The following is a 23,586-nucleotide window of genomic DNA, read 5'->3' as shown; positions in this document are numbered from 1 at the left end:
GACCGGGCTAATCTGGTCATGCGTCGTGCGCGTCCGGAAGGGGGAGCGATGCCGCTCGCACATCAGTCGGCTGTGCACGGGCAGTGGACCGCGGCGGTGGACGCGGTGGCGGCGGCGGCAGCGGCGAACCTGGGCAGTCCGCCGTCGGTCGACGAGATGGCCCGGATCGCCTGTCTGAGCAAATACCATTTCGTCCGGGTCTTCCACGAGGTGACCGGCCTGACCCCGGCGCGGTTCGTCACCGCGTTGCGGTTGCGCGAGGCCAGCCGGCTGCTGCTGCTTTCCGAAATGGCGGTCATGGATGTCGGCACGGCCGTCGGATACAGCAGTGCGGCGACGTTCACCCACCAGTACCGCAGATACACCGGCTTCTCTCCGCGCGATTTGCGCCGTCTCGCTTCCGTGGGCGGTCAGGACGAATTGCGGGGAATGATTGCTCGAGCGGCGTGTTCGGCTCCGGAAAGAGAAAAGGAATGCGGCACGGTGCCGGGAACGGTAGCGGTTCCGGCGTGTTTTTCCGGCACCGTCGTGATCGGGCTTTTCCCCGCCCGGCTCGCGTCGGGATTGCCGCTCCTGTGCACCGCTTGCCTCGGCAGCGGTCCGTTCCGGCTCGAGCCGGTCCCCGACGGGCGATACTGGCTGATGGCGGTCGGCCTGCCCTCGGGCATCGACGTTTCGAGCTGCCTGACGCCGGTGCCCGAGACTCTTCTCGTCGGAGCCGCACCGGTCCGCGCCGAAGGTGCCGCGGCTGCACCGGTCGATCTCAAGCTGCGCTCGGTCCGGCCGAGCGATCCGCCGGTGCTGAGCCCGTTGCCCGCGCTGCTGCTGACGCGTCGCTGAGCCTTGGCCGGTCAGGGCTTTTCTCCGGCCAGCTCAAGCAGACGCAGCGCGTCTTGGCGATGGTTGCCGTCCGGCTCGGCGGCCAGGTACTCCCGCAGGCTGGCCGCTCCCTCCGGCCCTCGCCGGAGCCCCGTGATGAGGATGGCGCCGCGGAAGTACTTCGCCTCGGCGTACCCCGGCGCCGAGCGCAGCGCCTCGTCCACCGCCCACAGTCCGTCCTCGGGTCGCCCAGCGAGATACAGCAGGTAGCCCATCGACGCCAGCGCTTCGACGTTCCCGCCGTCGACCCGCAGCACCGCGACGTATTCGTCGATCGCCTTGTCCGCCCGGCCTTGCTGGGCGTAGCCGCGGGCACGAGCCAAGCTCGCCGCCACCTCGGCGCGCGGGGACACCGCCGCCGCGGGCGCGGTGGGGCCGGGCGGATTCACCGCGGTGACAAGCAAGGGAACCGTGCAGAGAACGCCGCCGATCGCGAAGGCCAGCCGTCGACGGCGGCCCGCTCCGAGACCTGTCCGCCGCGTCGCCGGTCTCGCGGCGAGCAGCGGCCGGACGACGCCGAACAACACTCCCCAGGCCAGTACCGTGACCCCGGCCGCGATCCACCAGTTCACTCCGGCCTCCCTCCCGTGCCATCGTCGTGCCGGATCCACCGGCGGGCCGTCAGCGCCCACCGGAACCCTCCCGCGACGAGCACCACCGCCGGGATCGCCCACGGCAGCAGGCCGAGCCCGCGCGGAGGCGGCTCCAGGAGAATCCAGTCCCCGTACCCGGCGACGAACTCGCGCCGGATCTCGTCCGGCGTCCGGCCCGCCCGCAGCTCCGCCACGATCCGGTCGCGCATGTCCCTGGCCACCGGCGAAGGCGAGTCCGCGACCGAAATGCCCTGGCAGGTGGGACATCTCAACGCGGTGCCGAGCTGCCGCGCGGTCTCGTCGACCGACGGGGAACGCTCGGTCAACAGCACGACCGCGCCCAGCGCGAGGATCGCCGCGGCCACGACCACGAAGTACCAGCGCCTCTTCATCCGGGCTCCAGCGCGGACAGCCGGGCCGACAGGCTCACCGGAGTGAGCGGACCGCGCTCGACATGGTCGATCCGGCCGTCGCGGTCGAGGAAATAAGTCTGGGGAATGCCGCGCACGCCGAAGCTCAGCGCGGCCCGGGACTTCTCGTCGACCACCGCGGGCCAATCCGCGCCCGCGGTCCGCAGGAATTCCGCGGCCGAGTCCGGAGTGTCGTCGAAGACGATCGCGACGAACACGAACCCCCGTTGCCGGTAGCGTGCCCACGCCTCGCGCAGCACCGCGAACTCGTCCTTGCACGGACCGCACCAGGACGCCCAGAAGTTGAGAACCGCCGGATGTCCGCGCAGGTCGGCGAGCCGGAGAGACCCGCTGCCATCGAGCTTCGGCAGGACGAAATCCGGGGCCGACCGCTTCTGCGGCTCAGCGTCACCCGTCGGCCGCAGGGCCGCGATCGTCAGCACCGTGAGCACGACGGCCAGCAGCGCGAAAACCGGAGCCGCGACCCACCAGTACCGCCGGTTCACGACGCTGTCCTGACGGCCGTGGCACGCCTGGGCCGGGACGGCGAACGGCGCCGGACCGGCCACCCGCTCAGGAACCCGCCTACGACGACCAGCGCTCCCCCGGCCCAGAACCAGGACACGCCCGGGTTGACGTAAAGCCGGACGGTCGCCTGGTTTCCGGGCTGCTGCACCGCGAGCAGGGTCGCGTAAAGGTCGGTCCAGACGCCGCGCTGGAGCGCCGGTTCCCCAATCGGGTCCGTGGTGCCCCGGTAGGACGTGATCGACGGCGACAATTCGACCGTCGAGCCGCCATCGCGGGCGAGCGTGAGCCGGGCGGACAAAGTCGTGCGTTCGGGATCGGAATGCTGCTCGGCTCCCACGTAGGTGAGTCCATGATCGGCGAGCACGGCGGACTGCCCGGGCACTACCGTCGCTTCGGCTTCCCGGGAAAGCCCCGCGCTCGCGGCGATGCCAGCCGCGGCCAGCGCCAAGCCGAGGTGCGCTAACAACGCACCATGCGAGCGGCGCACCGCATGGCCGAAAACCGCCGTCCACAGAGACCGGAGAACGGCGTTTCCACCGGAGTACCGGCGGCGCGCGGAACGCACGAGTTCGGCAATGGCGGCTGACGCGGCGAACGCCGCGAGGCCAAATCCGAGGGGCACGGCCACACCCGGCGCTCCAGCTAGCCGCATGCCCGCTGCGGCGACGGCAGCCGCGGCGGCAGGAATCGCGAGGCGGCGGAGAAGCTGACCCGGCTGTCCTTTCCGCCACGGCAGGAGCGGGGCGAGCCCGGCCAGCGCCAGGACGAGCAGCAACAGCGGCGTGGTCGTCCGCTCGTAGAACGGCTTGCCGACGGTGACCTCCGTGCCCGAACTGGCCTCGACGAGCAGCGGGTACAGCAGGCCCGCGCCGATGGTGGCGGCCAGCGCGGAGAGCACCAGATTGTTGCCCAGGAAGGACGTCTCCCGGGAAAGCGTCGCGTCCAGCTTTCCGTGAGACCGCCACCGGCCTGCGCGCCGCAGGACGAGAGCGAACGAGGCGGCGACCACGATCCCCAGGAAGATCAGGAAAAACGGCCCGATCGCGGAGTCGGCGAAGGCGTGCACGGAAACCAGCAGGCTGCCCCTGGTGAGAAACGTGCCGAGAATCGTGAGGACGAAGGTGACGAGGATCAGCCCGGCATTCCAGATCTTGAGAACCCCGCGCCGTTGCTGAAGCCGGGCGGAGTGCAGGTAAGCCGTCGCGGTGAGCCAGGGCAGCAGGGCGGCGTTCTCCACCGGATCCCACGCCCAGAATCCGCCCCAGCCGAGCACGGTGTACGCCCACAGCGCGCCCAGGCACAGGCCGGCAGCGAGGAAGCACCAGGCCGCCAGCACCCAGCGGCGCGCGGCCTGGACCCACCAGCCGTCCGCGTCGCGTTCGGCCAGCGCGGCGACGGCGAACCCGAACGGCACCGTGAACCCGATCAGCCCGAGATAGAGCACCGGCGGGTGCACTGCCATCAGCACGTTGCTCCGGAGCAGTGGCTGCAAACCTCCGCCGTCGGCCGGGACCGGGTTCGAGCGAGCGAACGGGTCGGTCGCGACAACGACCAGCGACAGAAAGAAAAGCTGCACTCCGGCGGTCGTGGCGAGCACCCACCGCAGCGCGGGATGCGGATGGCGGCGGGCATAGAGAGCCAGCGCCGCGGCGTACCCGGCGAGGACGAGATTCCACAGCAGGAGCGAACCTCCGGCCCCGCCCCACAGGGCCAGCACTTTGTACAGCACCGAGGCGGCGCGGCTGGAGCTCGCCGCGACGTACCGGACGGAGAAATCGTCGGTCAGCAAGGCGGTCAGCATCGCCGCGCTCGCGGCCACGATCGCCAGCAGGACAGCGAAACAACTGGTGCGGGCGCTTTCGGCCAGGGCCGGACGCCGTCTGCCGAAGAGCGCGGCGAACAGACTCCAGGCCGCCGCGGCCACCGCGAGCAGCAGCGAAGTGCGGCCGAAGACGTCCATCGGCTAACCCCGCGTATCCGGCGGCGGGGTGTAGCGGTTGCCGTGCTTGACCAGCAGGGTGTCCGCGTGGACCACGCCGTCGGGCCCGTAGCTGCCTTCGACGATCGCGCCCTGCCCGTCCTTGAACGTCGCCGGCGTCGTACCCGTAAATTCGACCGCGACCTGCACCCCGGAATCGCGCAGCCAGAACCGGATCGCCCGGCCGTCCTGGACGATCGAACGCGGGATCACCTGCCCGCCGACCCGGACCCGCGCCGTGCTCGGACCGGCGCGCAACTCGCCCGGCGTCTGGTAGTACACGAGGTTGTCGGACGCTCCCGCGGCCACTACCCAAGCCAGCGCGCCGGCGATCAGGCCCGCGGGCACCAGTGCGACGGCTTTTTTCATTTTCCCGGCCCCGGCCGCGAAGCCCGGCGCAGCCGATGCCGCAGCGACATCGCGTAACCGGCCACGACGACGAAGGTGAGCAGATACCCGGCCACTGCGTAGCTCAATTCGACACCTCGTTCCCCACCCGAGCGACCGGCTCGCGCAGCCGCTCCGACAGGGCCCGCTCCTCGACCCGGCGGAGGTGCATGCGCGTCAGCAGCAGCCAGAGGTACGCGAGGGTGAACGCGGCGACCGCGAACCCGAGAGTGAGCAGCATGGACGGCGCGACGACCGGCCCCTGCACCCTCAGCACCGACGGCGGCTGGTGCAATCCCCGCCACCACAACACGGACAGGTGCACGACGGGCACGTCCAGAAAACCCAGCACCCCGATCACCGCCGCCCAGCGGTAAGCGCGCGCGGGGTTCTCGGGCAGCCGCCGCACCGCGAGGTAGCCGAGGTAGATCAGGAACAGGATCGCGGTCGTGGTGAGCCTCGGGTCCCAGGTCCACCACACGCCCCAGGTCGGGCGGCCCCAGATCGCGCCGAGGACGATGGTCAGCGCCGTGAACACGACGCCGATCTCGGCCGACGCCCCGGCGAGCCGGTCCCAGCGCGTCCGCCCGGTCCGCAGATACGCCACGCTCGCGGCGAACACGACCGCGAATGCCAGATAAGCGATCCACGCGGTCGGCACGTGCACGTACATCAGGCGCTGGACCACGCCCTGCTCGGCATCGGCTGGCACGACGACCAGCGAGAGCACCGCGCTGAGCGCCAGGCCGACGGCGGCCGTCAAGCCGAGCACCCGGCGCCCGCGTTCGCTGGTGAACCACCCGACGGTCCGGCGCGCCCTTCGCATCTCAGTCCTCCACCATGTAGTCGAACAGCAAGGTGCCTGCCGCCCAGAACACCACCGCCGCGGCGAGCAGCAGTTCGAGCCAGCGGCCGAGTTCGCCGGGCGGGCCGTACAACGCGAGCCCGGTCGCCTTCGCACCGGCGATCAGCAGCGGAACCGACAGCGGGAACAACAGCAGCGGCAGCACGGACTCGCGGGTCCGAGCCGCGCCCGAGACCGCTCCGAGCAGCGCGCCCAGCCCGCCCATGCCGAACGCGCCGAGCAGCAACGCCACGGCCAATCCGCCCGGCGACGCCGCCGCGGGCAGCCCGTAGAGCACCGCGACCAATCCGAAGACCCCGGCCTCCAGCACCGCGAGCTGGATCGCGATGGCGAGGGCCTTTCCGAGGTACAGCACCGAATTCGGCTTGGGGGAAAGCAGCAGCCCCAGTATCGCGTCGTCGTCGAATTCGGTCTCGTAGGCGCGGCGGCACAGCAGCACCGCGCCGAACAGCGCGGTCAGCCACAGCAGACCGGGAGCCAGCCGCTCCACCGCCGCACCGCCGGGACCGAGCGACAGTCCGAAGGAGACCACCAGCGTCGCCACAAACGGTCCAATGAGGACAGTCGCGTGCCGCGCTCGCATCTCGATGCGCAAGTCCTTGGCGGCGATCACCGCGACAGCTGACGGCGTGCCCATCCTCACCGTCCCTCTCCCGACACGGGAACCGGCGTGCGCACGGATTCCCGCACACTGCCCGCGGCCAGCCAAAAGACTCGGTCTGGACCCAACGGGCGCTCGCTGTCGTGCGTGGCCAGCACGACAGTCCGTCCGGCCAGCCGAGCCTCGCCCACGATGTCCTCGACCAGCTGTTTCGCCTCCTGGTCGCAGGCAGCGAAGGGCTCGTCGAGCAGCAGCAGCTCCGGATCCCGCACCAGCAGCCGGGCCAGCGCGAGCCGCTGCCGCATGCCGGGAGAGAAACCGTGCACCCGTTCGTCCGCCGTCCTCGCCATCCCGACCCGGTCGAGCGCGGCGGGAACACCCGCGGTGCTGATGCCGTGCAGACGGCAGACGAACCGCAGGTTCTCCGCCGCGGTCAGCTCGTCGTACAGCCGTGCGCGATGCCCGAGCAACTCGGTGCGCGCGCGGATCGCGGCCCGCTGCTTCACTAGGTCGAACCCGAGCACCGCACCGGTGCCGAAGGTGGGCGAGATCGCCGTGCCCAGCAGCCGCAGCAAGGTGGTCTTCCCGGCCCCGTTCGGGCCGCGCAGCACGACGAACTCGCCGCGCTCGACGCGCAGCCCGACCCGGAGCAGGGCCGCGACCGGGCCGAACAACCGCGTCACCCCGGCGAGCGAAACGGCAGGATCGCTAGGCATCGGAAGAACCGGAGCGCGCGATACCCCTCTCGACGAACTGGAACGCTTCGGTGCCGGAAACCTGCATGGGCACGTCGATCGGGTGAGACAACGCGATCAGCCGCGCGAACGGCTCGATGGACTCGTGCGCGGTGCGTGGCACGCCTGCCCGGCGGACGTCCTCGACGTTCTCCAGCGGAATGCAGTCCCGGATGCTGACCGGCGTGCCGACCGGCGGGAAGTCGGTGACCCGGCCGTAGGCCAGCGTCCCGTGGATCGCCCGGAACGCGCCGAACTGCGTTTCGATGAGCGCGTATGGGTTGAAGAACAACGAGGCGGGAAAGCCGCCGCGGCGGCCGAGCGCCTGGGCGACCCCGAGCGAGGGCTGGAAGACGTCGGGATACTCGCGTTTGAGCGTCTCGCCGAGGATGATCCGGACCGGGCCCAGCAGGTCGTGGTCCACCCGCGCGTCCAGGTTGAGGATCTGCATCCAGACGACCTGGCGGCCGGCGTCGAAGTAGCCCTCTGGCCGGGTGAGGAAGTCTTCCTCCCGGATCACCGAAGGCAGCGTGCAACCGTCCGGCAACGGGATCTCGGCGCGGTTGTCCCCGCCGTGGCGGTAGACGAACGGTTCGGAGCGCGCGACCGTCTGGGTCGCCGGCGGCATCGTGAAGTTGACCGCCTGCCCGGCCAGGTCGCCCTGCCGGATCTCCAGCGAAATGATGAAGTGGCTGAGGAAACCGTCTATTCCCGCTCCGGGGAAAGGCTTGATCTGGTCTCCCATCTGCCGCACGAGTTCGTCGTGTTCCTCGCTCAGCGCCTGGTACCGCGAAGCGAGCTCCGCGTACGATCCGCCCGCGGCTGCTTCGGAATCCGCCATTGTTCCCCCTTCTCCGTTCTGTTCGCTGGGCTTTTTTCGCGCGTTTTACCGTCCGGCGCGTTTCCGCGCCGGTTTTTCGCTGAGTTTCGATCGCCTAGTTGGGCAGGTGCTTGCCGAAGATCTCCGCGTCGTGCGGCGACGGATCGGTGCCGTACACCTGTTTGAACGCCGCGCGCCAGTCCTCGCCGAAACGGATCGGGCCTTGCGGGACGTCGTGCGGGACGTAATGCAATCGCTTGACCAGCGATGCGATGGAGTAGGCGTCGGAGGCGGTCATCTGGGAGTAGAACTGCCAGAGCATGATGTGCTCCAGCGGGCGCGGCCTGCCGTACTGGTCCGGCTCGACGGCGATCCCGCGGCGCATCGCGCGCATCAATTCGAACACCGAGGTGTCGCGGCTCGGACCGTCCACTCCGAACTTCGTGAGGTTCCCGCCGTACAGCACGGCGTTGCCCGGGTACGGGAAGGCGGCGAACCCCTTCTCGTCGGTCCGCAGCGGCAGGTCTGGTCCGAGGCGGAACACGCCGACGAAGGCGTCCTTCGGATCGCCGCCGGTGAACTCCTGCAGAACGCCGTTTTCGTGGTGCGAATGGCATTCCTTGCAGCCGACGACCGCGGCGAGCAGATACTCGGCACGGGCGGGCGACGGTCCCGTCGGCGGGTCCGCCGGATGCGGCACCGGGGCCGCGGGCTGGGGCGGGAACGGCAGCTGCCGGTCCGGGATCCGGTTGCGCACCGGCGGCAGGCTCTTGAGGTACACCGCCAGCGCTTTGGCGTCGGAATCGGCGAGGTGGGCGAAGAAAGTGTGCGGCGCGAACAGGAACAGCACTCGGCCGTCCGGGGTCTCGCCGGTGCGCAACGCCTTCACGATGTCCTCGACCGACCACCGGCCGATCCCGGTCTCGACGTCCGGGGTGATGTTGCGGCTGTACACGACTCCGCTGCTGGTCGGGGAAAACCGGAGGATGAACGGAACGCCGCCCGCGTCGACCCGGGACTCGTCGAGGTACTGCTTCCAGTCGGGGTTCGTCCGGAAATCGCGTTCCCGGGCGATCTCCTTCTCGTCGCCGGGCGGCGGAGGCTGCGCCGGCACCTTCGGCGGCGTGTGGCAGGCTTCGCACACGCCGATTGTCGCCAGGTAGCGGCCGCGGGCCAGCAGATCAGCCGCCTCGGCGGCGGGCCGCCCCGCGCCAGTCCCCGACGCGGGGGCCTGCGCCCGCAGCGAACCCGCGCTGCCGGCCAGCAGCCCCGCTCCGAGGGCCGCCAGACCGGTGAGCGCGACCATGAACGCGGCGCGGCGAGATGCCATTTCCCCTCCCCCGGGAGATCGGACGTGACGGCCTGGCTCAGCTCCGGGGCCCGTGCAGCGCGAACGGCGCGCCGGTGGGGTCCGCGAGCACCGCGTACCAGCTGTGGTCGGGCAGTTCGGTAGGCCCTTGCAGCACCGCGGCGCCCAGGTTCTTGGCCTGGGCGGCGAACGTCTCGACCCCGGACACCTGGACGTAGGGAACCCACATCGGCGGCGCCTGCGGCGCGGACGGCATGATGCCGCCGATCGGAGGGCCCTCTCCGCTCTGGATCTCGACGTAGGGATGATCGGCGTCGCCGGTCGGCGTGAGCTGCCAGTCGAACAGCTCGCCGTAGAATTGGCGGGATTTCTCGATGTCCGTCGTCGCGAGCTGCATGTACCCGAACGGGTGTGGCATCGCCGCTCAGCCCTCCTGTGTGACGCCTTCGACCACGATGAGTGTGCCAGTTCGGCCCCGGCGAAACCTGTCAGGGATTGCGGTGTTCCCGGTCTTCAGCCTCCCACGTACTCGAGGGCGTCCAATGCCAATTCCGGCCATTTTTTCGCGTGTCTCACCGGAACCTGCACCCATTCCTTCATCGGACGCCCTTTTCCGGAAGGATCGAACAGCTCCGCACCGGCGAGCCGCAGCGCGGCGGCGTGCGGGCCGGGCGGAAGCTTGAACGCGACGCCGTCCCGGAATTGGCACGCGTAGGCCTTGGAGCCGGTCTTGAGGCACGGCTTGCCGAACATGGAGCTGCGCACGCTCCCGTGCTGCGCCATCTTCTCCTCGAGATGCTCGAATTCGGCCTGTGCCGCGGTGACCTGATCTTCGTCGGTAGCCATGGGGAAACTGTCGCACTTCGCACCGGCGAATGCCACTGGCCGCGCCGGTCGAGTTATCCTTGCCGGACACCCGAAATTAGGTGAACCGCTAACCCGAAACGAAATCTCCGGTTTTGCCACGATTTTGTTCAACCGCGCGGGATCGATGAGCAGCGCGGAGGATAAGCGAGGTCCGCCGAGCACGTTCAGGCCTGCGGCCAAGTCACTCGACAGCTCGCTCCGGACGTGGCTCATGTGAAGACACGGCAACGGCGCCGCTTCGGTCGGGGCGAGCACGCAGCCGAACGCGACCGCCCCCGGGCGCGAACCGGACGACGTACCGGGTGTCACCGCGCGCTGCGCCCGTTCCTCCGCCGCGGCCTGCCAACTGGTTCCACCCGAGCAGTTTGCGAGTGATCTCCGCCGGGAATTCGCGCCGCGAGGTGATGGAACGTGGTGCGAACCGATGTGCCGGCGAGGATGGACCGGCTGCCCTGGTCGTCGTGGCATTGGCTGATGCTCGTCGGGCTGGGCACCGTGTGGATTCTCGACGGGCTCGAGGTGACGATCGTCAGCGCGCTGTCGGACCGGCTGACCGAGCCGGGCAGCGGGCTGGTGCTGTCCGCGACCCAGGTCGGGCTCGCGACCTCGTGTTACGTCACCGGCGCGGTCTGCGGTTCGCTGGTGTTCGGCTATCTGACCGACCGCTGGGGCCGCAAAAGACTGTTCCTGCTGACACTCGGCCTCTACCTGCTGGCCACCGTCCTGACCGCGTTTTCCTTTGCCCCATGGTGGTTCTTCGTCATGCGGTTCCTCACCGGAGCGGGCATCGGCGGCGAGTACGCGGCGATCAACTCCGCGATCGACGAACTGGTGCCCGCCCGCTGGCGCGCGACGGTCAGCCTCGCGGTCAACGGCTCGTACTGGTTCGGCGCGGCCGGCGGCGCGGCGCTCAGCCTCGTTCTGCTCGACGTCGGGCTGATCCCGGCCTGGCTGGGCTGGCGGCTGGCGTTCGGGCTGGGCGCGGTGCTCGGCCTGTTCATCCTGATCGTCCGCCGGACAGTCCCGGAAAGCCCGCGCTGGTTGTTCACCCACGGACGCGCCGACGAGGCCGACCAGGTCGTCACCGGGATCGAAGACCGCGTCCAGAAGGCGACCGGCGAGCGGCTCGAACCGGTCGACGACACCATCGAGGTCGAGGAGCGCACGCGCACCAGCCTGGCCGAAGTCGCGGTCACCCTCGTGCGCAGCTATCCGAGACGGACGCTGCTCGGGCTCGCCCTCTTCGTCGGGCAGGCGTTCCTCTACAACGCCGTCTACTTCACCCAGGGTCTGGTGCTGAGCCGGTTCTTCGGGATTTCCAGCGGCTCCGTCGGGCTTTACCTCGTCCCGCTCGCGGCGGGCAGCTTCGTCGGCCCGCTGGTCCTCGCGCGGTTCTTCGACTCGATCGGCCGCCGTCCGATGATCGTCACCAGCTACCTGGGTTCGGGCGTGCTGCTCGTCGGGACCGGGCTGCTGTTCCAGGCCGGGGTGCTCTCCGCGCTCACTCTGACGATCGCCTGGTGCGCGGTGTTTTTCCTCGCTTCCGCCGGAGCCAGTTCCGCGTATCTCACGGTGTCGGAGATCTTCCCGCTGGAGGTGCGCGCGCTCGCCATCGCCATCTTCTACTCCGTCGGCACCGGCCTCGGCGGGATCATCGGGCCGGTGCTGTTCGGCAGCCTGGTCGAAACCGGTGTCGTCGGCAACGTCGCGTTCGGCTACTACCTGGGTGCGGGCATGATGATCGCTGGCGGCGTGGCGGAGGCGGTGCTGGGAGTAGCGGCCGAACGGCGCTCGCTCGAGTCGGTCGCGAAGCCGCTGTCGGCGAAAGCAGCGGCGTGATGGACGCCCCGCCGCGCCGGATCGCCGGCGCCAGCCGCTATCGCCGTCGGGAAGCCGCTGACGCGGTGCCGTGGTCTCTGCGGGTCGCGGCGGCGGCGAGCTGGCGGTTCCTGGTCGTCTTGGTCATGCTCGGGGTCATCGCGTGGACCCTCGGCTATCTGTCCGCGGTGACCGTCCCGGTCGGGATCGCGCTGCTTCTGTCGGCGTTGTTCGCGCCGCTGGTGGAGCGTCTGGTTCGCTGGCATGTGCCCCGCGCGCTGGCGACGCTGGTCGCGGTCGTCGTCGGGCTGGCCGTCCTCGGCGGGGTTCTCGCGCTGGTGATCACCACGGTCACCGCGAGCCTCCCGCAGCTGGGCAACCAGGTCGGGGCCAGTATCGCGAGCATCAACAACTGGCTGCAGCACGGCCCCCTGCACCTGCCTCAGCTGCAGCAACTGCTCGACAAGGCGGTCAGCGCGATCCAGGGCAACACCGCCGAACTCACCACGCGCGTGCTCTCCACGGCCGCGACCGTCGGCGGCGTGCTGACCGAGATGCTGCTGACGCTGTTCGTGCTGATTTTCTTCCTCTACAGCGGCAATCAGGTCTGGCACTTCCTGCTGCGGATCGTGCCCGCCGCCACCCGCGACGAGATCGACGTCGCCGGACGCCGCGGGTTCGCCTCCCTGGTCAGCTACGTGCGCGCGACCGTGGCCGTGGCCTGTGTGGACGCCGTCTGCATCGGCCTGGGCATCTGGCTGGTCGGCGTGCCGCTCGCGGTGCCGCTGGCCGCGCTGATCTTCATCGGCGCGTTCGTGCCGATCCTCGGCGCGGTGGTGACCGGCGCGGTCGCCGTGCTGATCGCACTGGTCGCCAACGGATTCGTCGCCGGGGGCATCGTGCTCGCGATCGTGATCGGGGTGATGCAGCTGGAAAGCCATGTGCTGCAGCCGCTCCTGCTCGGGCGCGCGGTCCGGCTGCACCCGCTGGCCGTCGTGCTGGGCATCGCGCTCGGCCTGGAGGTCGCCGGGATCGTCGGGGCCCTGCTCGTGGTGCCGGTCCTGGCCGTCGCGAAGGCCGCGCTCGGGTCCCTGCAGCGCGACCCGCACCTGGATCCGGTCGACATCGACCCGCTGCGCCCCGCCAACGCCCGGGCCGCCGGACGATCAAGGGTTTCGGCCGTCCGGAGCCGGGTAACCGGGCGGCGGAGGAACTCTGATGACGAGCTTGATGACTGACGACGCAGACAGCCGTGGCCTGCCCGCTTCGGCGGAGGTCACCCTTGACGACACTGTGGACGGAGCGGCACCCCGCATAGGGCCGCTCCAACGCGGTTTTCCGCTGCCGCGCTCCGCGCCGCAGACCGTGTCCTCGACGCTGCACCGGCTTTCCTCGATGGCGTCCTTGCGAGCCTGGGAACAACGCTCTACTCCAGCGCTGATCCACCAAGCGATTCTGGACGGGGTCAACGCGCGCCATGCGGCCGAAGCAGCCCACCTAAGCGTCGCCGAGGCACACGTGCGGTGGGGCGCTTGGGCGGCGAGGAGGCTGGCCCCGCAGTACCCCGGCATCGCGGCGGAACTACCGGTTCAGCAATTCCTCAGGGTGCACGCGGCCTTCGCGGCGGCTCTGGCGGACGAAGCGGCCTTGACCGCGTAGATCCGTCTTCGACGCAGTCGCAGTCACCAGCTGGTCTTCATCGACACCGATATTTGGCCACGACCACGTCTGGTGGTGCGCTGCCATCGCGGGCGGCGCACCACCAGATCAGCTTGACGGCGGGCGAACACCGGCGAAACTGTTTCGAGCCTTTCCTCCAGGGGTCCGGTCGATCTCCACAGTGCACAGCCCGGCTTCGTCGGCTGCTGCCAGTTCGTCTCGGTCGTCGCTGAGGAACAGAACCTCCGACGGCTGTCCGGCACCGGCGGCTTCCAGAATGTGCGCGTAGGAGCCGCGGTGTTTCTTGGGCCCGGCGTTCGCGGTGTCGAAGTAGCCGCTGAGCAGCGAGGTCAAATCCCCGTGCTGGGTGTGGCCGAACCAGGCTCGCTGGGCGGTGACCGACCCGGAAGAGTAAACCCAGATCTCGCTGCCGCTTCGAATCCAGCGCCGGAACGCTGGCGGGACGTCGTCGTACACGTGCGCGGTCAGCTCGCCGCGCCGGAATCCTTCCTGCCAGATCCTCCCTTGCAGCGATTTGAGCGCAGTCACCTTCTGGTCGGCGTCGTGCCAGGCCAGCAGCGCCTCCGCGACGTTTTCGATCGACGCGTCCGGTGCGCGCAGCGACGTGCGGACGGTCGCGGCGAGTTCAGCGGATTCGGGCCTGCCGATCCACTCGGGAATGCGTTGGCGTGCATAGGGAAAGAGATGCTCGCGGACGTAGGCGGCGCTGCTGGTGGTGCCCTCGATGTCGACGAGAATCACGGGAGCTCCGCCAGTTCGTCGAGAGTGGGCATCCGGGCCGAGATCCGGTCGCCGGTGAAATCGCCGACCCAGCCCTCCGCGGTGCGGAAGAACCGGATCGCGGTGAAATCCGGGATGCTGCCCATGTCGAACCAGTGCTTCGTCCCCGAGGGGACGGCGAGCAGATCGCCTGGCTCGCAGACGACCGCGTGGACGTGCTCGCCGACGTGCAGGTAGAAACAGCCGCGGCCGTGCGCGAAGAACCTCACCTCGTCTTCGTCGTGGCTGTGCTCGTTCAGGAATTTCTCGCGCGCGGCTGCGGCCTTCTCGCGCGCGGCCGCTGTCCGGCCCGGTCGCAGCGAAACGGCGTCAACCACCTGGTAGCCGGCCTCTTCGGCCAATGAACGCGACGGCTCGCGGTAAGCGCTCAGCACCTCGTCCGGGGAAGGTTCGGCCGAGAGCGGCACGGTATCCCAGCCGGTCAGCGAGAACCCGTGCGCGGCGAGATGGCCGACGATCGCGTCGCGGTCGCGGGTGCTGAGCGACACCTGATTCCGGTCTTTGTCCGACATGACGTGCAGCAAGGTCATCGTGGTTCAACTCCGTGCCCTGGTCAGGAGGTGAAGCTGGCAGAGGGCTTCCAGCGCTTCAAGGCGGTTGCGGGCGACCTCCAGCGTCGGTCCCCAGACGGTCGCACCGTGGTGGGCGATCAGCAAAGCCGGCGGGAACGACGTGACGCGGCGAGCGACGTCCTCGGCGATCTCCGAGACACGCGCGAAATTCGGGAAAAGCGGAACGTCCACCGACACCGCGTCGGGACGCCCGCCCAGGCCCTTGATGATTTCGAACTCGGAGAAACGGACGTGGCTGTCTCCGTTTTCCGCCGCCTGTGCCGACACAATGGTGGCGAAGGGCGGATGCGCGTGCACTACCGCGCCGACCTCGGGGAACGACGCGTAGACCGCCGCGTGGATGGCAGTCTCCGCGGACGGTTTCGGTCCGCGGCGGCGTTCTCCGGTGGTTGCGTCGACGAGGACCAGATCGTGCGGCCGCAGCGTTCCCTTGCTGCGGCCGCTGGCGGTGATCAGAGCCTCGTCGCCGACCCGCACGGAGAGGTTGCCCGCGGTGCCGTCGAGCCAGCCGCGGCGGTACAGGCCAGTGGCGACCGAGCACAGCTCGCTCGCCACCCAAGGCCGCCACACCCGGGACTCGGTGATCACCGCGCCCACCAGCTCCGCGGGCGTGACGTCGAACGCGGGGTTGTGCACGGGCGTTCCCTCCGGGGCGACTGGCTGCCCGTGCACGAAGACGACCTCGTCGGCACACCGCTGTTCCACGACGACCGCTTCGGGGCCCGGTGCGGCCGGATCGATCGTCTCGTCCGGCGCTGCGACCAGGAACGGGACTCCGTGCCGTTCGGCGGCGACCGCGAGGGCGTAGCTGCCGATCTTGTTGACGACATCGCCCGCGGCGGTGATCCGGTCCGCACCCACCAGCACGAGATCGATCTCGCCGTCCGCGATCGTCGCCGGACCAGCGCTGTCGACGCACAGCCGATGCGGGATGCCCGCTTGACGCAGTTCCCACGTGGTCAGCCTCGCCCCCTGCAAAAGCGGGCGCGTCTCCCCCACGAGCACCGTGTCCACCGCGCCGAGATCGGCGAGACGGTTGATCACCGCCAAAGCGGTGCCCGTTCCGGCGGTGGCGAGTGCGCCGGTGTTGCAGTGGGTGAGAATTCTCAGCGGACGTCGTCCGACGGTGGCCAGGACGTGCCGGGCACCCCGCTCAGCGATGTCTTCGCACACCTTCACGTCCGCCGACTGGATCGCCCGCGCCGCGGCGACCACCGCCTCGTCGCCGTCGGCCACGTGCGCGAGGACGCTGTGCACGGCGCGGCGGGGCGCGATCGCGGTCGGCCGCGCGCGGACGAGCACTTCGGCGTCGGCTCGGACCCGCTCGTAGTCGGTGCCGTGCCGGCGCGCGGACAGCGCCACGCCGAAGGCGGCGGCGACTCCGATGGCGGGAGCACCCCGGATGGCGAGTGTGGAGATCGCTTCGGCGACGTCCTCGACGCTGGTGAGCCGCAACGTGCGACGAACGTGCGGAAGCAGGCGCTGATCGAGAGCGAGCAGAGCGGTGCCGTCCCAGCGCAGTGACGGTTCCGCGCTCCGGCCGCCGGTCACTGCCGCCGCCCTAGGTACGCCCAGATTTCCGGGTAGTCCGGGTCGGAACTGGAGATCTTGCGGAGTTCGGTCAGCTCGACGCCCGCGCTGGCGAAGGCGTCCCGATAAAGCCGCTCGTGAAGGCGCAGGCGTCCAGGATGCACGGCGGACATCCAGTTCGCCCCCGCGAGCGAGCCTCCGGGGCTGGCCAGCTTCGCCATCCAGCCGACGCGCTCGGTGAAATGCTCCTCGTCGCGGCACAAACCGAGAAGGCCGAATTGCGTGACCAGGTCTGCCGAGGGCAGGTCGTCGCTGTCGCCGTCGAGGCAGTCCTCGCAGCGAACCTCGGTGACGAGACCGCGCACCTCGTCCCAGCCGGCGGAGGTCCGGCCGCCGAGCCGCAACGCGGTTTCGTAAGCGCCGCGCGGCTCGGTCCTGCTCGCGTTCTGCCGCAAGAGCCGCAGCCTCGCCGGATCGAGGTCGACGGCGACGAGCCGGGTGGCGCGCAGCGCGCACGCCCACAGCAGCGATTCGGAGCCGCTGCCGAGATCGAGCCACCGCTCGGCCGGCGGGAGCGTCCGCAGCATCCCGAGGATCTCTTCGGTGCCCATGCCGTAGACGAACCGGCTCGCGTAGTACGTGTCCCAGTATTCGTGCGCGTCCATCGTCGTCATGCGGATTCCTTTCGAAGCGCGATTTCCGTCATCCCGCCGGGCCGCCGTTCGGCCGAGAGCAATCGGCAGCGCTTGCTTTTCACCTCGCCGAGAGTGAGCAGGGCCAGCCGGACGGCGGAGATCCCGAGATCGACGCCGTCGTGCACCCGGCGGAACTCGGCCCGCACCTCGCGGCCGTCGCGACGTTGCCTGCGGAAGCGGGTGAGCGTTCCTCCTCGGCCGTCGGGCCTCGTCCACTCGCGCAGCCAGACGCCGGGCATTGCGGCCGGGTCGTAGCAGGGTGAGGTGTCGACAGTCCCGTCCTCGTGGGAAAGCAAGGCCGACACGAGCAGCACCCCGCCTGGTTCGAGCAGTCCGGCCAGCCCGCTCAATGCGGTTTCGACGCCCAGTGCCGCGGCGAGCTGGTTGAGCGCCGCGTTCGGGCAGACGACCGCGGGGAACCGTCCTGGCGGCGGGTCGGTGCCGATCCGGTGACACAGGGCTTCTCCGTGAATGCCGGCGGCGGCGAGGTTGCGCTGGGCCGCGACCACCATCGCCGGTTCGGCGTCGAGCAGCACCGGCGTCGTGGAGAGCCGGGCGTAGTCGGCAAGGTAATGCCCAGTGCCCGACGGTGCTTCGGCGACCGTCTGTCCCGCACGCACGTACCGGTGCAGCAGGACCGGAGCCGTCAGGCCACGGGTCTCGACCGCGTAGAACTCGGCGCGTTCGGCGTACTCGAGCGCCATCAGCGCACCGCCGTGTCGTAGTAGGCGGCGTGCTCGGCCAGCACCGGATGCCGGATCTCTCCGCCTTCCACGATGAGTGCTGTGTCGACCACGTCGTCCCGCGCGCCGCGCAGCACCCGTTCGGCCAGCCGGACCAGATACGGTGTCGCGGCGGTCGCATAGGCGCGCGACGCCGTCACCGGCACTACGGAGGGGAGGACGTCGATCTTGATGTGCAGCACGCCGTGCACCTCTCGCGGCGGTTCTCCCGGCTGCTGGACCTCGCCCGCGCTCGGGAGGTAGCCCGGCCCGTACCCCGCGGTCGCGTCGACGACGACCGAGCCCGGCCGCATGGTGCGCACCAGCTCCGGTGTCACCATGGCCGGGGTCGAGTAGGTGGAGACGAGGATCGCCCCGATGAGGACGTCGGCGTCCGGCAGCTCCGCGGCGAGGGCGTGCGGCGAGTTCACCTCCGCCCGGCACCGGTTTCCCGGACGCCGCAGCACCCGGTCGCGGGCGTCCGCGGTGCGGCAGAGGACGACCGTCTCCGCGCCAAGCCCGGCCGCGGTGTCCGCGGCGGCGAGACCGACGTTGCCGGACCCGATGACGACGACCTTCGGCGGCGGGCATCCCGGGACGGCCGCCAGGAGCACCCCGCGTCCGCCGCGATAGGTCTGCAACGCGTGGGCCGCGTGGAAAACGGCTTGGATCCCGGCGATCGCGCCGCCCGCGCGCATCAGCGGAAACCGGCCGTCTTCGGCGAGGAATTCGTAGCTGTAGGCCCGGACTCCGCTGTGCAGCAGCGGTCCGATCAGGTCGGGCCTGCCCTCCGCGTGGAAGACAGCGGCGAGAGTCTGCTCCGGCGTACAGGCGGAGATCTCTTCGGAGGTGAAGGGCTTGTACTTCAGCAGCAGCGGCGCTGCCCGCACTTCGTCGCGTGATCCGAACCGGACGCCCGCCGCGGCCAGTTCGCCGTCGGAGATGCCGACCCGCGTGCCGATCCCTCGTTCGGCGCGCGGCGCGAATCCCGCGGCCCGCAGCGCCTCGGCCAGTCCCGGAGTCAGGAGCACCGGCCGGTCCGAATGGGCGGGCTCGGCGGGAAAACCCACTTCTTCTGTTGCGTTTTTCGAAAACAAGACTAGACCCACCTACGATTATCGGCAATTACTGACAGCAGATGCCACGTTTCTGTTCAACGATCTGGACCCTCCCCGGAGTGAACGCTTCCTGCAACGCGGGAATGGCGTCGTAGGGATCGCACGACCCGCAGGTGAACACGTCGAGCGCGGCATACCGGATCTCGGGCCACGCGTGGATGGAAATGTGCGACTCGCCGAGCACCGCGACCGCGGTGATGCCCTGCGGGCGGAACTTGTGCAGGAAGAAGTCCAGCAGGGTGGCACCGCAGTCCCGGGCCGCCCGGCGCAGGGCCGCCTCGACGACTTCCTCCTCGTCGAGCCCGTCGGCCTCCCAGATGTCCACGGTGATGTGCTTTCCGGCATAACTGATGCCGTTGTTCTCGAGCGTGAATGCGACAGGCGCACTGCGAATATCAGTCACGGAAACCTCGCCTTAATGAGGTGAAGCGCGAGTTATCGAAGATTTTCACTGCCGAAGCCGATCGCGAGAATCGATCATCGCGAACGTAGCACCGTATTTATTTCAGTCGCAACGGAACACGGAGAGATACCGCCGGGACCGGCACCGGCATGAAGGCGCCCGCCGAACGGGTTGCGGCCGGATACGGAAAGACGATCGTTTATCCGCGCGAATCCCGGGTAGCGCGGTCGCCGGTCCGTCCGGCGCAACGGCCAGTCGAGTGTCCGCCGCTAGTGCACCGGCTAATCGACTTTGACTGGTGCAATGAGCTCGTCCGCGCTCAGCAGTCCAGGTCAGCGACGTCCACTCTTCGACTGCATAAGCGCCTCTCCGCTTCCACCTCGAGCCGCTAGTCCGTTCCGGTGAAATCTCGATAGCCGGTGGTTGTCGAGCACGAGCCCGGGTAGATCCAAACCATGCACACGAGAACGACGGCTGCCTCGATCGCGGAGCAGGGCAGCGGCCTGGCCGGGCCGTGGCGGCTCGGCCTGCCGGGGCTGGCGACGCTCGCGGTGGCCTACGGCTTCGCCCGGTACGGGTACGGGCTGTTCCTCCCCCGCTTCCAAGCCGAGTTCGGCGGTTCCGCCGGCGCGCTCGGCGCGGTGACCAGCATCGGGTACGCCGGGGAACTGCTCGCGCTCGGGCTGGTCGGCTGGTGGGCCGGACGGAAGTCGCCGCGGCTTCCGATCGCGATCGGGCTCTGCTGTGCGGGCCTGGGAATGGCGGTGATCTCGTTCGCTCCCAACGCCGCGGTCCTGGCCGCGGGGGTGGCGGTCTCCGGGATGTCGCCGGGCTGGGTGTGGACGCCGTACTCCGACGTCGTGCAGGACACCGTGCGCGCGAACCGGCGCGCGCAGGCGCTTTCGATGATCAGCACGGGCACGACTTTCGGGGTGATCCTGGCCGGGCCCGCCGCTTTGCTGGCCGCCGACTCCCGATGGCGGCTGGTGTGGGCAGTCGCGGCGGTGTGCGCGTTCGCCGTGCTGGGCTGGAATCTCCGGGCGGTGCCGTCCGCGCCCGTGCGCCCGGCGGGGCCTCGGTCGGCCACGCGCTGGCGCGAACTGGTCCGGCGGCGGACGGCCTGGCCACTGTTCGCCGCCGCCGCGTCGTCCGGGCTGGTGGGTGCGGTGTACTGGTCGTTCGCGGGCGTCGCGGTCGCGACGGCGAATCACGGCGACCAGCGCGTCGCACCTGTCTTGTGGACGGTCATCGGGGTCGTGGGCGTGGTCGGTGTCCTCACCGGCCGCTTCGTCGCCCGGCACGGCCTCCGTGCGGTGTTCCTGGCCGCTCAGCTCGTGCTGTCCGCGGCGACGGCGGTGCTGTGGTGGTGGCCCTCGGGCTGGGGCTTCGCGCTGGCTTCCGCCGTGCTCTACGGCAGCGGCTTCATGGTCGGCGGAACCCTGTTGTCGGTCTGGAGTTCCACGGTCTTTCCCGACCACCCCACCCGCGGCTTCAGCGTCGTCGTCGTGTGCATCACCTTCGGCGCGATCACCGGACCCGCCGTGCTCGGCCTCGTGGTCGACCAGTTCGGTATCCCCGCGGCCTTCGCGGTGACCACGCTGCTCGCGCTCGGCACCCTGGCGGCCTTCCCCCGCCGCGTTTCGCCCGCCGCACGAGAGGACTGCCATGCCTGAACCGCTCGACCACGTCGGCGGCCTGGTCTGCCTCGACTTCGCCAACACCGTCGGGCCCCGCCGCGCCCGCAGCGACAAGGAACCGCACGACTACCTCGCCGATTTCGCCAGCCTCGTCGACTGGTCGGCCGACGCGGGCACGATCGGCACGAACCGCGCCCGGCTGCTGCACCGGCGCGCCCGTCGCGACCCCGGCGCGGCACAGGAGACGCTGGACCGCGCGAAGCTGCTGCGAGAGTCAGTCTACGCGGTCTTCTTCGCGATCGCCCGCGGCGACGAGCCGCCAGCGGCCGCGCTGACCCACGTGCAGCAGGCCTACGCCGAAGCGATGCGGCACGCCGATCTGGTCTCGACCCCGGCCGGGCTGGATTGGAGCTGGGCGCCGCGCGGGGAATTCGACTGCGTGCTCTGGCCGATCGCCCGCTCGGCCGCGGAAACGGCCGTCACCGCCGATTTCGGCCGGATCAAGGAATGCCTCGGGCACGACGGCAGCTGCGGCTGGCTGTTCTACGACACCAGCAAGAACGGGCTCCGCCGCTGGTGCAGCATGAGCGCCTGCGGGACGTGGGAGAAAACCAGCAGGCGCGCCGCCGCCGCGGAACGGAACTGACGTGTGCGGCATCGTGGCCGTCTTCGGCGAACCAGCTCCCGGACTGGGCCGGCGCATGCTCGACCGCCTCGCCCACCGCGGCCCGGACGACGCGGGCAGCGCCGCCTTGCCCGGCGCGTGGCTCGGCCACCGCCGTCTCTCCATTGTGGACGTTCGCGGCGGCGGCCAGCCGCTGGCCGACGACCGCGGAAACCGTCTCGTGGGCAACGGCGAGATCTACAACCACGCCGAACTCCGCGCCCAGCACCCGGAATTCCGCTGGTCGACGGAATCGGACAACGAAGCGGCCCTGCATCTGGCCGCCGACGGCGGCGGACCCGCGCTTTCCCGGCTGCGGGGAATGTTCGCTTTCGCCGCAGCCGGTCCGGGCTTCCGGTTCCTCGCCGCCCGCGACCCGGTCGGGGTGAAACCGCTGTACTGGGCGCACGTTCGCGGCGCGGTGCTATTCGCCTCGGAGATGAAGGCGTTCGACCGCGAACACCGCCAGGCGGTGCGGCCCTTTCCCCCAGGCTGTTACTGGACGCCGCACGAAGGTCTCCAGCGATTCGCGCACGCCCTTCCTCGACCTGGCCGCGAGGTTTCCGGCGCGGAGCACGAAAGAGCGGTCCGCGAGAGCCTGATCTCCAGTGTCCGCCAGCAGATGATGGGCGACGAGCCGCCTGGCGTGCTGCTCTCCGGCGGACTGGATTCCAGCGTCGTCGCGGCCATCGCGGCCAGGTGGTGCCGAGAGCGCGGGACCCGGCTCCGCACGTTCTCCGTCGGCACCGCGGACTCGCCTGACCTCGCCGCAGCGCGGAGCGTCGCCGACTACCTGGACACCGAGCACTACGAACGCACTTACACCGCCGAGGACGCGCTGTCCCGGGTCCCGGACGTCGTCCGCGCCGTCGAGCATTACGACCCCGCGCTGCTGCACAGTTCGGTCGCCAACCATTTTCTCGCCGAACTCGCCGCTCAGCACACCAAAGCGGTGCTGACCGGCGAAGGCGCGGACGAACTTTTCGCCGGATACCGGTATCTGCGCGACTTCGCCGACGACGACGCCCTCGACACCGAACTGCGCCGCACTGTCACCACGCTGCACACGCTGAATCTGCAGCGGTGCGACCGCACGACCATGGCCTTCGGACTCGAAGCCCGGGTGCCGTTCCTTGACTCCGACGCCATCGCGACCGCGATGTCCGTCCCGATCGCCCTCCGCCGCCCCAGTCACGGCCGGATGGAGAAGCACCTCCTGCGCTCCGCGTTCGCCGGCTGGCTCCCCGACCGGCTGCTATGGCGGGCGAAGGAGCAGTTCGGCGACGGCTCCGGCATGTCCGGAGTCCTGCGCGAAGCCATGAGCCGCCGCGTCAGCGAGGACGAGTTCCGTCGCGCGGCGGATGCCGTCGTCCCCGGTCTGCGCACCCGAGAGGAGCTTGCCTACCACCTGATCTGGAGCCGCGAACTCGCCGGGATCAGTCCCGGCACCCTCGACCGCTCCTCGACCGTCTGACCCGCCCACCCACGGGAGCCGCCGCCGTGCACCGACCGAATCTGACCGACGCCACCGCCGCCGCCCGGGACGACCTCCGCCGCGCGATCGGCCGCACCTGGTCGCAGCCCTCCGACATCGGAGCCTCGCTCGCGAACCTCTCGGCCGCGATGTCGGCGATGAACCACATGCTCGCCGACCTCGGGCTCAAGCTCCTTTCCCCGGAACAGTCCGCCGCGTTCACCGCGGTCGACGGCCCGTTCAGCGGCGACACCGCCGAAGCCGTGCGGACCGCCGGGCTCTGGCTCGTCCGGGCGGTCGACACGTGCTCCCGGCTGGAGGACTGCCTCGACAACGCCAATATCGCGGTCGCCGGACTCGCCGAGCCCGTTCCGGGAAGCCGCGGACCAGACCAGAGCGAGAGAAAGGGCGGCGGCGCCTGACCGCGGGCACCGGCCGGATCGTCCGGAAAGCGTCAGACGCGAACCCGCTCTTATCCCTCGGAAATCCCGCTGACCGCCGGGACCCCGCTCCGGATTTCGC

General features: G+C 70.0%; 27 protein-coding genes. 8 read left to right on the top strand and 19 right to left on the bottom strand.

Going from position 1 to position 23,586, the window contains the following annotated elements; all coding sequences use genetic code 11:
• The first annotated feature begins 48 nt into the window (after positions 1 to 48).
• Positions 49 to 840, top strand: coding sequence for a helix-turn-helix domain-containing protein (locus ACZ63D_RS24730; protein ID WP_465356711.1), 792 nt, complete (start codon positions 49 to 51; stop codon positions 838 to 840).
• 11 nt (positions 841 to 851) lie between these two features.
• Here the strand turns inward: ACZ63D_RS24730 and ACZ63D_RS24725 are convergent, their stop codons facing one another.
• The 12 genes from ACZ63D_RS24725 to ACZ63D_RS24670 form a co-directional block, all read right to left on the bottom strand.
• A complete protein-coding gene (locus tag ACZ63D_RS24725) occupies positions 852 to 1,451 on the bottom strand; it encodes a hypothetical protein (protein WP_465356710.1) in 600 nt (199 codons plus the stop codon).
• Complete coding sequence (locus ACZ63D_RS24720) at positions 1,448 to 1,864, bottom strand: cytochrome c-type biogenesis protein (RefSeq protein ID WP_465356709.1); 417 nt, start codon at positions 1,862 to 1,864, stop codon at positions 1,448 to 1,450. The genes ACZ63D_RS24725 and ACZ63D_RS24720 overlap by 4 nt, the downstream gene beginning before the upstream one ends.
• Positions 1,861 to 2,388, bottom strand: coding sequence for a TlpA family protein disulfide reductase (locus ACZ63D_RS24715; protein WP_465356708.1), 528 nt, complete (start codon positions 2,386 to 2,388; stop codon positions 1,861 to 1,863). Before ACZ63D_RS24715 ends, ACZ63D_RS24720 begins: the two co-directional genes overlap by 4 nt.
• The gene (locus tag ACZ63D_RS24710; RefSeq protein ID WP_465356707.1) at positions 2,385 to 4,370 is read right to left on the bottom strand and encodes a heme lyase CcmF/NrfE family subunit; all 1,986 of its coding nucleotides are present in this window, start codon (positions 4,368 to 4,370) and stop codon (positions 2,385 to 2,387) included. Before ACZ63D_RS24710 ends, ACZ63D_RS24715 begins: the two co-directional genes overlap by 4 nt.
• Positions 4,371 to 4,373: 3 nt before the next feature.
• Positions 4,374 to 4,757 (bottom strand): cytochrome c maturation protein CcmE, encoded by a 384-nt coding sequence (locus ACZ63D_RS24705; protein ID WP_465356706.1) that lies wholly within the window; start codon positions 4,755 to 4,757, stop codon positions 4,374 to 4,376.
• A 103-nt stretch (positions 4,758 to 4,860) separates the two neighbouring features.
• A complete protein-coding gene (ccsA, locus tag ACZ63D_RS24700) occupies positions 4,861 to 5,601 on the bottom strand; it encodes a cytochrome c biogenesis protein CcsA (RefSeq protein WP_465356705.1) in 741 nt (246 codons plus the stop codon).
• 1 nt (position 5,602) lies between these two features.
• On the bottom strand, positions 5,603 to 6,277 hold the full coding sequence (locus ACZ63D_RS24695) for a heme exporter protein CcmB (RefSeq protein ID WP_465356704.1): 675 nt from the start codon (positions 6,275 to 6,277) through the stop codon (positions 5,603 to 5,605).
• A gap of 2 nt (positions 6,278 to 6,279) precedes the next feature.
• Positions 6,280 to 6,957 carry an ABC transporter ATP-binding protein gene (locus ACZ63D_RS24690; protein ID WP_465356703.1) on the bottom strand — a complete coding sequence of 226 codons (678 nt, stop codon included), beginning with the start codon at positions 6,955 to 6,957 and terminating at the stop codon, positions 6,280 to 6,282.
• On the bottom strand, positions 6,950 to 7,816 hold the full coding sequence (locus ACZ63D_RS24685; protein WP_465356702.1) for a hypothetical protein: 867 nt from the start codon (positions 7,814 to 7,816) through the stop codon (positions 6,950 to 6,952). The genes ACZ63D_RS24690 and ACZ63D_RS24685 overlap by 8 nt, the downstream gene beginning before the upstream one ends.
• Positions 7,817 to 7,910: 94 nt before the next feature.
• Positions 7,911 to 9,125 carry a hypothetical protein gene (locus ACZ63D_RS24680; RefSeq protein WP_465356701.1) on the bottom strand — a complete coding sequence of 405 codons (1,215 nt, stop codon included), beginning with the start codon at positions 9,123 to 9,125 and terminating at the stop codon, positions 7,911 to 7,913.
• A 37-nt stretch (positions 9,126 to 9,162) separates the two neighbouring features.
• Positions 9,163 to 9,522, bottom strand: a complete 360-nt coding sequence (locus ACZ63D_RS24675) for a VOC family protein (RefSeq protein ID WP_465356700.1) — start codon at positions 9,520 to 9,522, stop codon at positions 9,163 to 9,165.
• A 95-nt stretch (positions 9,523 to 9,617) separates the two neighbouring features.
• The gene (locus tag ACZ63D_RS24670; RefSeq protein WP_465356699.1) at positions 9,618 to 9,950 is read right to left on the bottom strand and encodes a hypothetical protein; all 333 of its coding nucleotides are present in this window, start codon (positions 9,948 to 9,950) and stop codon (positions 9,618 to 9,620) included.
• Positions 9,951 to 10,382: 432 nt separating this feature from the next.
• On the opposite strand from ACZ63D_RS24670, the gene ACZ63D_RS24665 reads away from it, so the two are divergent.
• The 3 genes from ACZ63D_RS24665 to ACZ63D_RS24655 are packed head-to-tail and all read left to right on the top strand — an operon-like array spanning position 10,383 to position 13,448.
• On the top strand, positions 10,383 to 11,810 hold the full coding sequence (locus tag ACZ63D_RS24665; protein ID WP_465356698.1) for an MFS transporter: 1,428 nt from the start codon (positions 10,383 to 10,385) through the stop codon (positions 11,808 to 11,810).
• The gene (locus tag ACZ63D_RS24660; protein WP_465356697.1) at positions 11,810 to 13,027 is read left to right on the top strand and encodes an AI-2E family transporter; all 1,218 of its coding nucleotides are present in this window, start codon (positions 11,810 to 11,812) and stop codon (positions 13,025 to 13,027) included. The genes ACZ63D_RS24665 and ACZ63D_RS24660 overlap by 1 nt, the downstream gene beginning before the upstream one ends.
• A complete protein-coding gene (locus ACZ63D_RS24655; RefSeq protein WP_465356696.1) occupies positions 13,008 to 13,448 on the top strand; it encodes a hypothetical protein in 441 nt (146 codons plus the stop codon). Before ACZ63D_RS24660 ends, ACZ63D_RS24655 begins: the two co-directional genes overlap by 20 nt.
• 108 nt (positions 13,449 to 13,556) lie before the next feature.
• On the opposite strand, the gene mtnC is transcribed toward ACZ63D_RS24655, so the two are convergent.
• The 7 genes from mtnC to speD are packed head-to-tail and all read right to left on the bottom strand — an operon-like array spanning position 13,557 to position 19,289.
• Positions 13,557 to 14,210 (bottom strand): acireductone synthase, encoded by a 654-nt coding sequence (mtnC, locus tag ACZ63D_RS24650; RefSeq protein ID WP_465356695.1) that lies wholly within the window; start codon positions 14,208 to 14,210, stop codon positions 13,557 to 13,559.
• The gene (locus tag ACZ63D_RS24645; protein ID WP_465356694.1) at positions 14,207 to 14,779 is read right to left on the bottom strand and encodes a 1,2-dihydroxy-3-keto-5-methylthiopentene dioxygenase; all 573 of its coding nucleotides are present in this window, start codon (positions 14,777 to 14,779) and stop codon (positions 14,207 to 14,209) included. The genes mtnC and ACZ63D_RS24645 overlap by 4 nt, the downstream gene beginning before the upstream one ends.
• Before the next feature lie 6 nt (positions 14,780 to 14,785).
• Positions 14,786 to 16,372, bottom strand: a complete 1,587-nt coding sequence (mtnA, locus tag ACZ63D_RS24640; protein WP_465356693.1) for an S-methyl-5-thioribose-1-phosphate isomerase — start codon at positions 16,370 to 16,372, stop codon at positions 14,786 to 14,788.
• Positions 16,369 to 17,025, bottom strand: coding sequence for a methyltransferase domain-containing protein (locus tag ACZ63D_RS24635; RefSeq protein WP_465356692.1), 657 nt, complete (start codon positions 17,023 to 17,025; stop codon positions 16,369 to 16,371). Before ACZ63D_RS24635 ends, mtnA begins: the two co-directional genes overlap by 4 nt.
• Positions 17,022 to 17,750 carry a class I SAM-dependent methyltransferase gene (locus ACZ63D_RS24630; RefSeq protein ID WP_465356691.1) on the bottom strand — a complete coding sequence of 243 codons (729 nt, stop codon included), beginning with the start codon at positions 17,748 to 17,750 and terminating at the stop codon, positions 17,022 to 17,024. Before ACZ63D_RS24630 ends, ACZ63D_RS24635 begins: the two co-directional genes overlap by 4 nt.
• Positions 17,750 to 18,838, bottom strand: a complete 1,089-nt coding sequence (locus ACZ63D_RS24625) for a Rossmann-fold NAD(P)-binding domain-containing protein (protein ID WP_465356690.1) — start codon at positions 18,836 to 18,838, stop codon at positions 17,750 to 17,752. The genes ACZ63D_RS24630 and ACZ63D_RS24625 overlap by 1 nt, the downstream gene beginning before the upstream one ends.
• A gap of 55 nt (positions 18,839 to 18,893) precedes the next feature.
• Positions 18,894 to 19,289, bottom strand: coding sequence for an adenosylmethionine decarboxylase (gene speD, locus ACZ63D_RS24620; protein ID WP_465356689.1), 396 nt, complete (start codon positions 19,287 to 19,289; stop codon positions 18,894 to 18,896).
• A 455-nt stretch (positions 19,290 to 19,744) separates the two neighbouring features.
• On the opposite strand from speD, the gene ACZ63D_RS24615 reads away from it, so the two are divergent.
• Genes ACZ63D_RS24615 through ACZ63D_RS24600 form a run of 4 tightly spaced genes read left to right on the top strand, consistent with a single transcriptional unit; the run spans position 19,745 to position 23,486 of the window.
• A complete protein-coding gene (locus tag ACZ63D_RS24615) occupies positions 19,745 to 20,962 on the top strand; it encodes an MFS transporter (protein ID WP_465356688.1) in 1,218 nt (405 codons plus the stop codon).
• Complete coding sequence (locus tag ACZ63D_RS24610) at positions 20,955 to 21,572, top strand: CGNR zinc finger domain-containing protein (RefSeq protein ID WP_465356687.1); 618 nt, start codon at positions 20,955 to 20,957, stop codon at positions 21,570 to 21,572. Before ACZ63D_RS24615 ends, ACZ63D_RS24610 begins: the two co-directional genes overlap by 8 nt.
• A 1-nt stretch (position 21,573) precedes the next feature.
• Positions 21,574 to 23,064: an asparagine synthase (glutamine-hydrolyzing) gene (gene asnB / locus ACZ63D_RS24605; RefSeq protein WP_465356686.1), complete on the top strand. Its 1,491-nt coding sequence runs from the start codon at positions 21,574 to 21,576 to the stop codon at positions 23,062 to 23,064.
• A 26-nt stretch (positions 23,065 to 23,090) separates the two neighbouring features.
• The gene (locus tag ACZ63D_RS24600; RefSeq protein WP_465356685.1) at positions 23,091 to 23,486 is read left to right on the top strand and encodes a hypothetical protein; all 396 of its coding nucleotides are present in this window, start codon (positions 23,091 to 23,093) and stop codon (positions 23,484 to 23,486) included.
• Positions 23,487 to 23,586 lie beyond the last annotated feature (100 nt).

Source organism: Amycolatopsis sp. NPDC104775 (genome assembly GCF_055583325.1).
Note: the sequence above shows the minus strand (reverse complement) of the source record. Positions and strands in the feature narration are given on the sequence as shown.

What these genes read in the sequence shown, in the direction of transcription:
- ACZ63D_RS24730 (WP_465356711.1), top strand. Translation starts at nt 49, where the DNA reads ATGCCGCTCGCACATCAGTCGGCTGTGCACGGGCAGTGGACCGCGGCG.
- ACZ63D_RS24720 (WP_465356709.1), bottom strand. Translation starts at nt 1,864, where the DNA reads ATGAAGAGGCGCTGGTACTTCGTGGTCGTGGCCGCGGCGATCCTCGCG.
- ACZ63D_RS24710 (WP_465356707.1), bottom strand. Translation starts at nt 4,370, where the DNA reads ATGGACGTCTTCGGCCGCACTTCGCTGCTGCTCGCGGTGGCCGCGGCG.
- ACZ63D_RS24705 (WP_465356706.1), bottom strand. Translation starts at nt 4,757, where the DNA reads ATGAAAAAAGCCGTCGCACTGGTGCCCGCGGGCCTGATCGCCGGCGCG.
- ccsA (WP_465356705.1), bottom strand. Translation starts at nt 5,601, where the DNA reads ATGCGAAGGGCGCGCCGGACCGTCGGGTGGTTCACCAGCGAACGCGGG.
- ACZ63D_RS24695 (WP_465356704.1), bottom strand. Translation starts at nt 6,277, where the DNA reads ATGGGCACGCCGTCAGCTGTCGCGGTGATCGCCGCCAAGGACTTGCGC.
- ACZ63D_RS24690 (WP_465356703.1), bottom strand. Translation starts at nt 6,957, where the DNA reads ATGCCTAGCGATCCTGCCGTTTCGCTCGCCGGGGTGACGCGGTTGTTC.
- ACZ63D_RS24685 (WP_465356702.1), bottom strand. Translation starts at nt 7,816, where the DNA reads ATGGCGGATTCCGAAGCAGCCGCGGGCGGATCGTACGCGGAGCTCGCT.
- ACZ63D_RS24680 (WP_465356701.1), bottom strand. Translation starts at nt 9,125, where the DNA reads ATGGCATCTCGCCGCGCCGCGTTCATGGTCGCGCTCACCGGTCTGGCG.
- ACZ63D_RS24675 (WP_465356700.1), bottom strand. Translation starts at nt 9,522, where the DNA reads ATGCCACACCCGTTCGGGTACATGCAGCTCGCGACGACGGACATCGAG.
- ACZ63D_RS24670 (WP_465356699.1), bottom strand. Translation starts at nt 9,950, where the DNA reads ATGGCTACCGACGAAGATCAGGTCACCGCGGCACAGGCCGAATTCGAG.
- ACZ63D_RS24660 (WP_465356697.1), top strand. Translation starts at nt 11,810, where the DNA reads ATGGACGCCCCGCCGCGCCGGATCGCCGGCGCCAGCCGCTATCGCCGT.
- ACZ63D_RS24655 (WP_465356696.1), top strand. Translation starts at nt 13,008, where the DNA reads ATGACGAGCTTGATGACTGACGACGCAGACAGCCGTGGCCTGCCCGCT.
- ACZ63D_RS24645 (WP_465356694.1), bottom strand. Translation starts at nt 14,779, where the DNA reads ATGACCTTGCTGCACGTCATGTCGGACAAAGACCGGAATCAGGTGTCG.
- ACZ63D_RS24635 (WP_465356692.1), bottom strand. Translation starts at nt 17,025, where the DNA reads ATGACGACGATGGACGCGCACGAATACTGGGACACGTACTACGCGAGC.
- ACZ63D_RS24630 (WP_465356691.1), bottom strand. Translation starts at nt 17,750, where the DNA reads ATGGCGCTCGAGTACGCCGAACGCGCCGAGTTCTACGCGGTCGAGACC.
- ACZ63D_RS24615 (WP_465356688.1), top strand. Translation starts at nt 19,745, where the DNA reads ATGCACACGAGAACGACGGCTGCCTCGATCGCGGAGCAGGGCAGCGGC.
- ACZ63D_RS24610 (WP_465356687.1), top strand. Translation starts at nt 20,955, where the DNA reads ATGCCTGAACCGCTCGACCACGTCGGCGGCCTGGTCTGCCTCGACTTC.